Raw genomic sequence first — 13187 nt, forward strand, 5'->3', positions numbered from 1 at the left:
TATGACTGTTGTTGTGTATTTTTGAATACCACAAGGATAATAAAAATTGAGCTAAATAACATCTAACTGTTAGAACAAATCGCATCACTAAAGCAATCTTTTTTAACATGCTTAAAATCGATCGGGCTTAAATTTAGATATTGATTGAGCTGGGACAGCGCCAATAATTGAGGGATATTTTCCAGTTTAGTGCGTTCTTTTTCACTAATTTGAATTTTTTGCTGTCTTTGCTCTTTGCTCATTGTTAAAAAATGAACAAACTTCTTGGCCTGTGCTGAAAGCTCACCATCATCGGACTTTGCTAAGCGTTCAATCACCAACCAGCTGGCTGCATCAATATCAGTTTGATTTTCAAATGTAATCGAAATAGGGGCTTCTTCAGTGCCTAAAAACAATAGACTGCTATATGCATTTTTTAAGAACTGTGCATCATGTAAAAAAGGGCTAGTGGGATAAGTTTGTAGATATTCTTGCCAAAACTTAGCTCTTTTTGCAATTTCTTCAGCATCAATATCGGGTTTATGGTTTTTAAAAAGCGGTTGGGTATTTTGATCTGCAAGATTTTCGATAAAAACTTGTTCAGGTGCAGTCAGATACGGCGCGAAAACTTTTGCTAAATATTGCGGGCTTCTTCGATAGACAATTTTATCATCTGTTTGTTCGCTCAGCTCAATATAAGCTTGGCCTTTGTGACGTAATAAATATTGGTCACGTAGATTAAGTTGTTCAAATTTACTCTGTTGAATAGTGGGATATGCAGCTTGATCTAAAGCATAGTTTTCAAATGCTTGCTGTTGTTCTGAAGTGCGCTCAATCTGTAAAAATTGTTGATACATACGTTTCGACTGATGCATCAATTCCATTTGTTCCGCAGGTTTCATCAAAGGTAAACACATACGAATATCTTGATTGACTTGTTCTATCGCAAGCGTGGTTCTTTTTGCGTTGATTGCCAGCATCTCATTTTTGAGATTTTGGCAAATTTGGGTTAAATCAGGAATAGGATTTTCTTTTTGTGGCGCTTCTTTAGATTCTTTGACAATGTCGGTTGTGGGTTTTTGACACGCGATAACCACCATGCAACTCAAGATAACGAGTATGCCTGAAATGAGAAAATGAAGGATATTGCGAGGAAATTTCATTCGACCAGCATTTAAAAGAAGCTCAATTTTGTTCGATGCCATTGTCGCTGAATCGAGGCTAAATAAATGAAATATTTTGTAGTTTTGTGATAATGAAACGTTACTTTTTGCAAGAAACTGAGTCATGTGTCTGATTTAAGAACTGCAAAAATTAACCTGAGTACAGCATCGTGGATTTGCGATAAATGGATGCTCACAGCAAAGTTACATATGTAAATTCAGCAAATTGTAGTAGTATCTTTACTCTAAATTGCTTTGATCAGAAGTGAAATGAGCGATATTGAGAAATTCATTTGAAAGAAAAATACTTGTCATAAAACATTCATAATGAATATGCTTTAATATTAACCCATAAAAATAGTTTTTGTTGCGTGTGGAGCATCTGACCTTGAGCCCAAGTAATCCTGTATTAAACCATCATATATCTTCTCAATTTAATGAGGACTTACAGGATGTGAATACCAAATTTATGACCATGGGCGGTTTGGTAGAACAACAAGTCGCAAATGCAGTGCATGCGTTATTGGATACCAATGCCAATATGGCGATTGATGTTCAATTCCAAGACAATACAGTTAATCGTTATGAACGAGAAATTGATGAAGCACTGACTTTGATTTTGGCGCGTCGTCATCCAGCTGCAATCGACTTACGTATGGTGATTGCCATGAGTAAAGCCAATACCGATTTAGAACGTATTGGTGATGAAGCTGCAAAAATTGCCCGTATTGCACAGACTTTATGTGAAGAGGGCGAGTCTCCGCGTGGCTATATGGAAACACGGCACATTGGCAATCAAGTGCGTGTCATGATTCATGATGCTTTAGATGCTTTTGCGCGTGTGGATGCAGAACAGGCATTAAAAGTTTTGTTGGCCGATGCAGATATTGACCGTGAATATCAATCTGCGACGCGGACACTGATGACCTATATGATTGAAGATCCACGTCATATTAGTCGTGTCATCAATGTGATGTGGGTATTGCGTTCACTAGAGCGAATTGGTGACCATGCCCGTAATATCTCAGAACAAGTCATTTATATGGCAAAAGGTTTTGATGCGCGACATACCAGTGTTGAAGAGATTGAACAAAAAGTTCAAGGTAAATAATTGAATTTATAAATAAAAAGACCTGAATGATTCAGGTCTTTTTTATTTGAAAAATTTAAGATCACAAAAAGAAAATTACACTTGAGCGAGTGCTTGTTCTAAGTCTGCAATCAAGTCATCAATATGTTCAATCCCCACAGATAAACGCACCATATCAATACTCACGCCTGCTGCTTTTAACTCTGTTTCATTCAGTTGACGATGCGTGGTAGTTGCTGGATGACAGGCTAAACTTTTTGCATCGCCAATATTCACTAGGCGAGTAAACAGCTGTAATGCATCGATAAAACGGGTGCCACCTTCACGACCATCTTCAACACCAAAAGACAGAATTGCAGACGGTTTACCTTTGACGTACTTTTGTGCCAAAGCATGTTGTGGATGATCTTTTAAGCCCGCATAGTTGACCCATTTTACTTTTGGGTGTGCCTGTAAATATTCAGCAACTTTTTGTGCATTTTCAGTATGGCGTTCCATACGCAAATTCAGTGTTTCTAAGCCTTGTAAAATTAAGAATACGCTGAGCGGGCTGATCGCTGCGCCTGTATTTCTTAATGGAACAACACGTGCACGGGCGATATATGCCGCAGCACCTAAAGCTTCTACATAGTTCACCCCATGATAACTTGGATCTGGGGTATTTAAGACTTTGAAGCGCTCGGGATATTTGCCCCAAGGGAATTTACCGCTATCGACAATCGCGCCACCAATCGAATTACCATGACCGCCAATATACTTGGTCAATGAATGCACCACGATATCTGCACCATGTTCAAAAGGTTTCAGTAGGGCAGGTGTTGCAACAGTATTATCCACAATCACGGGTACACCATATTCATGTGCGATTTTAGCAATGGCATCTAGGTCAATAATATTACCCAGCGGATTGCCAATCGACTCAACGAAAACCAATTTGGTTTTTTCATCAATCAAGCCGCGCAATGCTTCAGGATCTTGGTAATCAAAGAAACGTACTTCAATGCCTTGTTTTGGCAACGTGTGGGCAAATAAATTATATGTTCCACCATAGAGTGTTGAAACCGATGCAATATTATCACCCGCTTCTGCGATGGTCTGGATAGAATAGGTGATCGCAGACATACCCGAAGCCAATGCTAAAGCACCAATACCGCCTTCAAGCGCACTTAGACGTTGCTCAAGCACAGCGGTCGTTGGGTTCATGATTCGTGTATAAATATTACCCTGAACTTTCAGGTCAAATAGATCCGCACCATGTTGGGTATTATCAAAAGCATAAGAGGTGGTCTGATAAATTGGAACGGCTACTGCTTTAGTGGTTGCTTCAGGTTCATAGCCTGCATGTATGGCTAGAGTTTCGTCTTTATATGTCATGTTCTTCCATCAACTTTTTATTAAATTTCAATAGAGTGTAACAAATAAATATATGAAGTAAACAAGGGTTTATATATTTTAAAATCATAAAAACAGATAAAGCCAACAATGCAGCCCGAGATAAATTGAGTTTCAGCGAGGAAAAACAGACCGAATATCGCTGAGTTTGTGAGCTGTCATTGTGGTGTCATTTGCTGAAACTAGCATAACAAATTCCATAAATTCAGTTATTAAAAACACAATGAAAAAAGCAGCAATAAATAAACTGACCCGCCATAAAAGCACTTTAACTTTAGTCCTCTGTAGTTTACTGGGTTTAACCGCATGTTCTGATGATGATCAAGATTCAATAACACAGAAGACCTTAACCCAAAATATAACATTGGCATTTGGTGATGAAGCCTGTGTCATGGGGGGAACGCGTATTCAGAGCGGTTTAGATCGTAATGGTAATGGCAAACTTGAAGCCAGTGAAATCACTAAAACCGAAAACGGTTGTAAGCCCAATTTGTTTGAACAAGGTGTAGCGTTGCCATTTAACGTACTGGGACGTTACCCTGCGAATGGTACGACCATTGATAGCACGTTTGATATTCGTCAGGGTGGTTTTGGTTCTGATGTTGCTGCACATCCAAGCAATAAAAAACAATTCTATGCATTGACCGATCGGGGGCCAAATGCAGACTTTACTGATAAATTATATGGCGCAGGTAAGGTTTTTGCCATTCCAGACTATGTGCCGAAAATTGGTTTATTTGAAGTTCAAGCCAATGGCACTGTGAAATTAATTAAAACCATCAATTTAAAAGATCGCGATGGAAAAGACATCACGGGATTACCCAATACTTCTGCTTTAGGTGGCACAGGGGAAACACCGTATGATGTTAATGGGAAAGTGATTACTGTAGATCCAACCAAGCCATACGATGTGGTGAATAATCCAATTAGACTGGATGATTATGGCTTGGATAGTGAAGGGATCACTGCACTTAACGATGGTACGTTCTGGGTCAGCGATGAATATGGACCACATATTGTGCATTATGATGCCAATGGTAAAGAAATAGGGCGTATCAACCCATTTAAGGCTGATAAGCGCAACAATTGGACTTTGCCAAATGAGTTTAGCTATCGCCGTGCCAATCGAGGGATGGAAGGCTTAACCATTAGCCCAGACCAAAAAACTTTGGTTGGGATTATGCAATCGACCATGAGTTTACCAAATAAAAATGTCAATAAATCAACATTGACGCGTATTGTGACGATTAATCTTGAAACAGGAAAAGTCGCACAATATTTATATCAGCAAGAGATAGCTGAAAATTCAAACTCTGCCATTATTGCCCTCAGTGCAACACAATTTCTGGTTTTAGAACGTGATGGATTGTTTTATAAAGATACGCCAAATGTGATGAAAAATGTCTATCGTATTGATTTAAGCAAAGCCACCAATTTAGAAGATATTCAAACACAAAATGATGTCAAACAAGACGAAAAGCTCGGTTTAACCATTGCGGGCAAGACCTTAGAAGAATACCAATTGGATAAAGGCTGGGACGGTTTAAAAGCATTTAATATTTTTCCAGCACCTAAAACATTGGTACTGGATATGGGGAAAGCGGTTAAATATCCACATGATAAAATGGAAGGTCTGTGGTTGATCAATAGTGCGACACTTGGGATTTTAAATGATGACGATATGGGGCTTTGGAATAATGCCAAAGGTATGGAGCCAAAGTATCTGGATGCGGCGCGTACACGTATTGATATCAATACCTTGTACATCATGGATAAATTGAATTTAAAAGGCCAATAATTGCATAACAACAGCCGCCCAAGAGGCGGCTTTTCTATCAGCATCATTTAAAAATAATAGGTTCCTCAATGAAAAAAATAGCCATTCTCACCGTTTTAACGAGTTTAATGACTGCAACTGCTTGGGCTGTACCGCAAGTGACATCACGTGAATATAAGTTGTTGTTACAGCCAGACAAATTTAGCTATGCCAATGAGTCCGCCAACGTAAATAGCTATATGCAACAAGCCAAAACGGTTATTGCCCAGCAAATTAACCGTACAGTTTCAGGAACGATGATCTTAGACAAGCAACGCCAAATACGTTTTTATGATTCACCCAGCAGTTGCCTACTCAATAATATGGGCTATAGCTTTCGAGAACGGATTGAAAACGGAGCATCTGAAGTGACGCTTAAATTTAGAAGCTATGATCATTATCTGTCTGATTTTTCCGATTTGAGTAGCTCGACTGCAGGAGCCAAAACTAAGCTTGAAGATGATATCACGCAAACAGCAACACAAGGGTTTTTGGTGGGGTCCAGTAAATCCACCACAGTGGCAAATACACGGACAATCAATAAGTTTTTAGACATCCATACGCATTTTCCAAAATTTAAAGAAACCTTTGCCATCAGTGATAATCAGCTGTTATCACCTGTAGGTGGACTCACCCTTTATGAACGAAGTTATCGTGGGGTCAGCATTGATTTAGGCGAGTTTGATGCAGAGGTAGATATGAGTTTATGGTATACCCAAGCACCTTATGCAGGATTAAAACCTGCTGTAGTTGAAGTCTCGTTTAAGTACCAAGACCCAAATGCAAATTACACCAATAAGGTTGTACAACGTGCTGCCATTAGTTTTTCTGCTTTGAAAACATTGTCAAACTACAATGCACCAAGTTCAACTCAAACCAAGACGCAATTTGTATATCAGTATCAGCCGAATTTTTGTTCGTGATCATGTGTGAGGTCGCGATTTGATTGCATGTATTGGTGTGGAAAAATGTTTTCTTGATGCTTTTAAAATATCTCAATCAATTGGACAAATCTGAACAAAAATAGATAAATTCAGCGTATAATTGACGGTATTTATTTATTCGCATTTTGCGAATTTCTATTCATTATAGAGGAGTCCTACGTGGCCCAATATATTTACACGATGAACCGTGTGTCGAAGATGGTTCCGCCTAAGCGCGAAATCCTAAAAGACATCTCTTTATCATTTTTCCCAGGTGCAAAAATTGGTGTACTTGGTTTAAACGGTGCAGGTAAATCTACCCTACTCCGTATTATGGCTGGCGTAGATAAAGATTTCTCAGGTGAAGCTCGTGCGCAACCAGGTATTAAAATCGGTTATCTAGAGCAAGAACCACCATTAGATCCAAATAAAGATGTACGTGGAAACGTTGAAGATGGTTTACGTGAACCATTAGATGCATTGGCACGTTTAGATGAAGTTTTTGCTGAATATGCAGCTGAAGATGCTGACTTTGATGCACTTGCAAAAGAGCAAGAGAAATTAGAAGCAATTATTCATGCTTGGGATGCACACAACCTTAGCAACCAAATGGATCAAGCTGCAGCAGCATTGAATCTTCCAGCATGGGATTCTGACGTAAGCTTACTTTCAGGTGGTGAACGTCGTCGTGTAGCATTGTGTCGTTTGTTATTGTCTAAACCAGACATGTTATTGCTTGACGAACCAACCAACCATTTGGATGCAGAATCTGTATCTTGGTTAGAGCGTTTCTTAAAAGACTTTGCTGGTACAATCGTTGCGATTACCCATGACCGTTATTTCTTGGATAACGTTGCAGAGTGGATTCTTGAGCTTGACCGTGGACATGGTATTCCTTATCAAGGTAACTATTCTTCTTGGTTGGAACAAAAGAATGCACGTTTAGAGCAGGAAAATAAACAAGAAGAATCTTTTGCTAAAGCATTGAAAAAAGAATTGGAATGGGTTCGTTCAAATGCTAAAGGTCAGCAAAAGAAAAACAAAGCACGTATGGAGCGCTTTGAAGAGCTGAACTCACGTGAGTTCCAACAACGTAATGAAACCTCTGAAATCTATATTCCACCTGGTCCACGCCTAGGGAATAAGGTTGTAGAAGTTGAAGGCATCAGCAAATCGTTTGATGGCCGTCTACTTTATGAAAACTTATCGTTCACAGTGCCACCAACTGCGATTGTTGGTATCGTTGGTCCAAACGGTGCAGGTAAAACCACTTTATTCCGTATGATGACAGGCGAACAGCAACCTGATACCGGTACAGTTGTATTGGGTGAGTCTGTAAAAGTTGCTTATGTTGGTCAGATTCGTGACACTTTAGATAACAATAAAACAGTTTGGGAAGAAGTTTCTGGTGGTTTAGATATCTTAAGAATTGGCGAATACGAGATTGCATCTCGTGCCTATATCGGTCGCTTTAACTTTAAAGGTCAAGATCAGCAAAAACGTGTTGGTGAATTGTCAGGTGGTGAACGTAACCGTTTACAACTTGCGAAGATCCTTCAGATGGGCGCCAACGTAATCTTACTGGATGAGCCATCAAACGACTTGGATATTGAAACTTTACGTGCACTAGAGGATGCAATTCTTGTATTCCCTGGTACTGTCATGGTGGTATCGCATGACCGTTGGTTCCTTGACCGTATTGCTACACATATCTTGTCGTTTGAAAATGAACAGCCAGAATTCTACGAAGGCAACTATGCTGAATATGAAGCATATCGTTTAGCGCGTTTGGGTGATGCTGCTGTGCAAAAACGTACCAAATACAAAAAAATTGGTGGTTAATCACTAATTTGGTAGATCAAAAAACCAGCTTTCGAGCTGGTTTTTTATTGTAAATAAAGCCGATAAAGTTGGTGTTGTGCTTCGAGATGACCTTGATTTGCAGCAAGCAACAACCATTTGTATGCATTCTTTTTATCTGGTGATAGGCCGAGTTGGCCTTGTAGGTAAATCATGCCCAATTTATATTGGGCCGTGCTATATCCTTTAAGTGCTGAATGTAAAAAATACCAAATCGCGTTGCGTTGATATTTTTGGATTTTTTCATTTAATCGCTGATCTAAATCAAGAGGGTCACGCTGGTTAAGCGCCAGATGTTCATAACTGGTTGCACGGTGGTAAGTATGCATTGATTCAGACATTTTAAATGCATGATAGGAACTGGAATAATGGTATTTATAGCGGATGATTTGCTTGAGTTTCCGTATTATTTTTATTAAATCCATAATGACTCGCACTTATTTTTATGAAATTTTCACTATAAGATTAAAGGAAATAACCAGAATAAGTAATCCCAATAACCATGATTTTTTTTCATATAAAAGTATTGCTAAAGTGGTTCGAGATTAATCATTTATTCAATTTTTGATGGCAGTAGGCTTCTTTGAAATTTTTTTAAAACTATAAATCAATAAAAAGCCCCCTCATCCTAGCCTTCTCCCAAAAGGAGAAGGGACTTTCAATACCAATATGATTCACTCTAAATGATCGTTTTTTGATTGATGAACTAGGCCTATTGAGTTTAAGGCTTGGTACTTTGTATAAAATGAGCTATGAGGAGCTATTTAAAATCATATAGATTTTTTATCATTTTTATCTTAGTTTTTTAATTCTGGGTATTTCAATTTTTGCTATTTGAATCAGGCTAAATCAATTGCATATATAAAAGAATGCCAAAATAACATTCTTCTATATATGTGCGCTAAAAATCAATTAAAGACGCATTTCAATCCCTTGTTCAGCAAGATATTGTTTCGCTTCAGGAATAGAGTATTGACCAAAATGGAATATAGAAGCTGCCAATACAGCATCGGCACCACCTTTTAAAATACCATCTGCTAAATGTTGTAAATTACCCACACCGCCTGATGCAATGGTCGGAATGGTGACACGATCATTGATTTGACGCATTAAACCAATGTCATAACCCGCTTTCGTCCCATCCGCATCCATAGAGGTAACCAATAATTCACCTGCACCGAATTCTGCCATTTTGACCGCCCATTCAATTGCATCTATGCCTGTTGGTTTGCGGCCGCCGTGGGTGAAAATTTCCCATTTATTTTCACCCGTTCTTTTCGCATCGATTGCTACAACAATACATTGTGCACCAAAGCGCTGAGACGCTTCTTGAACGAACTCAGGATTAAATACCGCAGCAGAGTTGATGCTGACTTTATCTGCGCCTGCATTTAATAACAAACGAATATCTTCAACTTTACGAACACCACCACCAACTGTAAGTGGAACAAACACACTTTCAGCCATACGTTCAACAGTACGGTAAGTGGTATCACGGCCATTTGATGTTGCGGTAATGTCTAAAAAGGTGATTTCATCTGCACCTTGCTCATTATAACGACGGGCAACTTCTACAGGATCTCCTGCATCACGGATATCCAGAAACTGGACACCTTTCACCACACGACCATTATCTACGTCCAGGCAAGGAATAATACGTTTAGCGAGCATAATTTTTTCCAAAAATAACAGGCGATTATGAAAGTTCGTGACTTAGGTGCTACACCTCGATAGTCGAAGCGGTTATTCTATCAAACTTATGTAAGTTTTTTCGCAGGTTTTCTATGTCGGTTTATACCACTTTGAGTTTAAAAGAAGTTCAACACTTTGCAGCACCTTATGGATTAGAGGTGGTTGAACTTAAACCAATTCAAGGCGGTGTGCAAAATACCAACTATTTTATCATTTGTGCTGATGGAACACAGTTTGTATTAACATTATTTGAAAATATGGATGCACAAGCAGCAGGGGAGTTAATTCCTGTCTTAGAACACTTGGGGCAACAAGGTTTGGCAGTTCCTGTTCCGTTAAAACATAGCGGTCAGTCGATTCATAGCTTAAAAGATAAACCTGCACAAATTGCGCCACGGATGTCAGGTAAACATCCGATGCCTTCTACAATCGCTCAAGTTGAGCAAATTGCTGTAGCACAGGCCAAAATGCATGTGGCGTTACAAAACTTCCCATTACAGCGTCAAGTGGCGCGTGATCATGCCTATTGGTATAACGTTGCTCAACAAATTAAACCAACGTTGGATGTGGCGGATAGCGCTTTGCTGAATAACCTTTTAGGTTTATATGAAGCACTGACCATGATGTATCCAAATCGACCTAAAGGTTTTATTCATTCAGATTTGTTCCGTGACAATACTTTGTTTGAAGGCGATGAGTTAAAAGGCATTCTTGATTTTTATGAAATGAATCAAGATGAATTACTTTTTGATATTGCGATTACCTTAAATGACTTTTGTACAGAATATCCAAGTGTTCGCTTGAATGAAGCCAAAGCAACGGCTTTCTTAAATGCATATACCTCGATTCGTCCCCTGACTGAAGATGAAAGAGCTTGTTTAGAGTTATATTTGGCTATGGCCGCAGGTCGCTTTTGGATGATGCGTTTACAAATCGCTCAGATGAATGCCGCTGAAGCACGCACAGGTGACGATATTTTGCAGAAAAATCCGCAAGAAATGCGTAATATGTTGATTGAAAGATTAAAGTTCGTGACTGCTTAATAGCTTTTTGTGGGAAATAAAATGCGTGATCAAGGTCGTTTAGTTGAATGGTTCGATGATAAAGGCTATGGCTTTATTCAACCAAATGATGGTGTAAAAGATCGCGTATTTTTACACATCAAAGATTTTGCACAAAAAGGGCCACGCCCAATCGTGGGCTGTGCCCTTGAATATGTGGTGCAATTAGACGGCCAAGGGCGTTATAAAGCAAAACAAGTCACATATTTAAAAGCCACACAAATGGCGAAAGTCACAAGCCAGCAAGCGGCTAAAGCCAAGCAGTTGCATGCAGCAAAGCAGGCTAAATTACAGCCGATGCAAATTTTGTGCGCTGTTTATATTATTGCTTTGGCAATTTTGACCATAAGCGGTTTGCTCAATGGCATGTTTATTCTTTTTGTCAGTATTATCAATGTGATGACCTATTGGTTTTATGCACAAGATAAAGAAGCTGCGCAGAGCAATCAGCGTCGTGTTCCTGAAAATACCCTGCATATTTTAGCTTTTTTAGGTGGTTGGCCTGCAGCTTGGTTAGCACAGCAACGCTTACGACATAAAACACAAAAACAACCCTTTAAAAAGATTTATTTGTGTACCATATTCTTTAATATTTTATTGATTTTATGGTTAATTTCGCCTTTGAATATGTTTAAGATTTAAACGGGCGTTAGCAAATTTAAAAGGGCTTACAATGAATAATTATGTTGATCCAAATAATAGTAAATCTCTGACTTTAATTTTATATATCCTTTATATTGTTGCAATTTTTTCTGCGGGAATTCTTGCAATCATTGCATTGATTATCAATTATGTAAAATTGAATTCGGTCCGTGGTACGATTTTCGAAAGTCATTTTAGATGGCAAATTCGCACTTTTTGGTGGTATTTAGTCTGGACGGTAATTGCATTTATTCCGTTTATTTTTCTATTTTTCACCATGGATAATGTCAATGCCTTTGCTGGTGTTGCCGTGGGTGCTACGATTTTTTGTGCTGCCACCTTATTTATTTCTTGGATATGGATTGTCTATCGCGCCATTCGAGGCATTATTGCGCTGAATGATGATCAAGCCTTACCGATATAACTGAATAAATCACCCTTGATGGATCTTGTTCCCGAGCAATACAGCTTGATCAAAGCGTAATTTTAGTGAAAACAGCGTTCTAATTAAGAACGCTGTTTTTCTATCTCAGTTGAATTTTCTTTAAGCTGTCGTGTGTATAAAAATTTGGGTCTCCATTCACTGATGATCACCCCCAATACCACAAGTAAACCACCAAAAAGAGCCAGCAAAGGTAAGCGTTCACCTGCAATTCTTCCAAATAAAGCTGCCCAAACTGGTTCGCCAGCATAAATCACGGCCGCTTGAGACGGATCGACAGAACGTTGCGCCCAATTCATCGTCAATTGTAATAAAGCACTGGTTAAGCCCAGTCCAACTGCAAGCATCACCAATTGCCATGAAAAGGGTGGAATATGCAGCTCACCCACAAAAGGCATACTGGCAAATGAAATCAATGAAGCAAAGGCAAGCTGAATCACCGTTACATGCTGAATATTGACCCTCCCTGCAAAGTGCCCGATGAGAATAATCTCCATAGCAATTGCAAACGAGCCAACTAATGTAATGATTTGCCCCGTATTTAAATCAATGTGATGAAAACCATTTCCTGTCAAAAAAATTAAACCGATAAACGCCAGTAAAACACCGAGCCAAGTCATGATATGTGGTCTTTTGCGAAAAATCACCCAGATAAGAATCGGTACAAGGGGCACATATAATGCTGTTAAAAATGCAGACTCACTGCTGCTGATGGTTTGCATACCGACAGTTTGCGAGCCATACCCTGCGGCAATCATGCCGCCAATCAGTGCACCAGCGATGAGTTCTTTTAAATTGATACCTTTTAGATATTTATAAGACAGTAATCCAACAGCAATGGTCGCTGCAGCAAAACGACAACCGACAAAAAACATAGGGGAACTATAGTTTAGGGCATAATGTACAATGACAAATGTACCACCCCAAATCATGGTCATTAGGATCAGTGCAATTTGAGGTGTTCTGGACTTTAAAAATAAAGCGAGGGGAGAGGAAGACATAAAATAAAGTAATGTAGAAGAGCAGGGCTATTTTACGCGAAAGCACAGTATTGTGCAGATGTTAAGCTGAGTAATCGGGTATTTAAATCACTCAATTGTCATGCAGTCGTGCTAGCATATTGAATT

The 13187-nt window shown here is 39.1% G+C and carries 12 protein-coding genes; 7 read left to right on the forward strand and 5 right to left on the reverse strand.

Translation table 11 applies throughout. From position 1 onward, the window contains the following. Nucleotides 1–62 precede the first annotated feature (62 nt). Nucleotides 63–1268, reverse strand: a complete 1206-nt coding sequence (locus GJV03_RS02725; protein WP_154129413.1) for a hypothetical protein — start codon at nt 1266–1268, stop codon at nt 63–65. A 262-nt stretch (nt 1269–1530) separates the two neighbouring features. Here GJV03_RS02725 and phoU point away from each other — a divergent pair, with 262 nt between their 5' ends. Beyond that, nucleotides 1531–2253 (forward strand): phosphate signaling complex protein PhoU, encoded by a 723-nt coding sequence (phoU, locus tag GJV03_RS02730; RefSeq protein WP_004725313.1) that lies wholly within the window; start codon nt 1531–1533, stop codon nt 2251–2253. A 75-nt stretch (nt 2254–2328) separates the two neighbouring features. On the opposite strand, the gene GJV03_RS02735 is transcribed toward phoU, so the two are convergent. Further along, nucleotides 2329–3606, reverse strand: a complete 1278-nt coding sequence (locus tag GJV03_RS02735) for an aminotransferase class I/II-fold pyridoxal phosphate-dependent enzyme (RefSeq protein ID WP_004725315.1) — start codon at nt 3604–3606, stop codon at nt 2329–2331. A gap of 241 nt (nt 3607–3847) precedes the next feature. Between GJV03_RS02735 and GJV03_RS02740 the strand changes: the two genes are divergently transcribed. From GJV03_RS02740 to ettA, 3 genes are all read left to right on the forward strand, one after another. Further along, entirely contained in the window at nt 3848–5422 is a 1575-nt protein-coding gene (locus GJV03_RS02740) for an esterase-like activity of phytase family protein (RefSeq protein WP_154129414.1), read from the forward strand. Nucleotides 5423–5490: 68 nt separating this feature from the next. Further along, nucleotides 5491–6363 (forward strand): hypothetical protein, encoded by an 873-nt coding sequence (locus GJV03_RS02745; protein WP_154129415.1) that lies wholly within the window; start codon nt 5491–5493, stop codon nt 6361–6363. Nucleotides 6364–6543: 180 nt separating this feature from the next. Next, nucleotides 6544–8205, forward strand: a complete 1662-nt coding sequence (gene ettA / locus GJV03_RS02750) for an energy-dependent translational throttle protein EttA (RefSeq protein WP_004816581.1) — start codon at nt 6544–6546, stop codon at nt 8203–8205. 44 nt (nt 8206–8249) lie between these two features. Here ettA and GJV03_RS02755 read toward each other — a convergent pair whose 3' ends face one another. Together GJV03_RS02755 and hisF are read right to left on the reverse strand one after the other, a co-directional pair. Next, the gene (locus GJV03_RS02755) at nt 8250–8564 is read right to left on the reverse strand and encodes a sel1 repeat family protein (RefSeq protein WP_224964392.1); all 315 of its coding nucleotides are present in this window, start codon (nt 8562–8564) and stop codon (nt 8250–8252) included. A 571-nt stretch (nt 8565–9135) separates the two neighbouring features. Next, nucleotides 9136–9897, reverse strand: a complete 762-nt coding sequence (gene hisF / locus GJV03_RS02760; RefSeq protein WP_303576666.1) for an imidazole glycerol phosphate synthase subunit HisF — start codon at nt 9895–9897, stop codon at nt 9136–9138. A gap of 110 nt (nt 9898–10007) precedes the next feature. Here hisF and GJV03_RS02765 point away from each other — a divergent pair, with 110 nt between their 5' ends. The 3 genes from GJV03_RS02765 to GJV03_RS02775 are packed head-to-tail and all read left to right on the forward strand — an operon-like array spanning nt 10008 to nt 12042. Then, entirely contained in the window at nt 10008–10958 is a 951-nt protein-coding gene (locus GJV03_RS02765) for a homoserine kinase (protein WP_154129416.1), read from the forward strand. A 21-nt stretch (nt 10959–10979) separates the two neighbouring features. Beyond that, nucleotides 10980–11618 carry a DUF1294 domain-containing protein gene (locus GJV03_RS02770; RefSeq protein ID WP_004816587.1) on the forward strand — a complete coding sequence of 213 codons (639 nt, stop codon included), beginning with the start codon at nt 10980–10982 and terminating at the stop codon, nt 11616–11618. 31 nt (nt 11619–11649) lie between these two features. Continuing rightward, nucleotides 11650–12042, forward strand: coding sequence for a hypothetical protein (locus GJV03_RS02775; RefSeq protein ID WP_004725331.1), 393 nt, complete (start codon nt 11650–11652; stop codon nt 12040–12042). Between the two features lie 83 nt (nt 12043–12125). Here the strand turns inward: GJV03_RS02775 and GJV03_RS02780 are convergent, their stop codons facing one another. Further along, entirely contained in the window at nt 12126–13061 is a 936-nt protein-coding gene (locus GJV03_RS02780; protein WP_154129417.1) for a DMT family transporter, read from the reverse strand. Nucleotides 13062–13187 lie beyond the last annotated feature (126 nt).

It is taken from the genome of Acinetobacter sp. RIT698 (assembly GCF_009668065.1).
GTDB classification, from domain to species: domain Bacteria; phylum Pseudomonadota; class Gammaproteobacteria; order Pseudomonadales; family Moraxellaceae; genus Acinetobacter; species Acinetobacter guillouiae.

Bases quoted from the DNA above. Each gene is read 5' to 3' on its own strand.
- GJV03_RS02725 (WP_154129413.1), bottom strand. From the start codon at position 1,268: ATGACTCAGTTTCTTGCAAAAAGTAACGTTTCATTATCACAAAACTAC.
- GJV03_RS02735 (WP_004725315.1), bottom strand. From the start codon at position 3,606: ATGACATATAAAGACGAAACTCTAGCCATACATGCAGGCTATGAACCT.
- GJV03_RS02740 (WP_154129414.1), top strand. From the start codon at position 3,848: ATGAAAAAAGCAGCAATAAATAAACTGACCCGCCATAAAAGCACTTTA.
- GJV03_RS02745 (WP_154129415.1), top strand. From the start codon at position 5,491: ATGAAAAAAATAGCCATTCTCACCGTTTTAACGAGTTTAATGACTGCA.
- GJV03_RS02755 (WP_224964392.1), bottom strand. From the start codon at position 8,564: ATGTCTGAATCAATGCATACTTACCACCGTGCAACCAGTTATGAACAT.
- GJV03_RS02765 (WP_154129416.1), top strand. From the start codon at position 10,008: ATGTCGGTTTATACCACTTTGAGTTTAAAAGAAGTTCAACACTTTGCA.
- GJV03_RS02770 (WP_004816587.1), top strand. From the start codon at position 10,980: ATGCGTGATCAAGGTCGTTTAGTTGAATGGTTCGATGATAAAGGCTAT.
- GJV03_RS02775 (WP_004725331.1), top strand. From the start codon at position 11,650: ATGAATAATTATGTTGATCCAAATAATAGTAAATCTCTGACTTTAATT.
- GJV03_RS02780 (WP_154129417.1), bottom strand. From the start codon at position 13,061: ATGTCTTCCTCTCCCCTCGCTTTATTTTTAAAGTCCAGAACACCTCAA.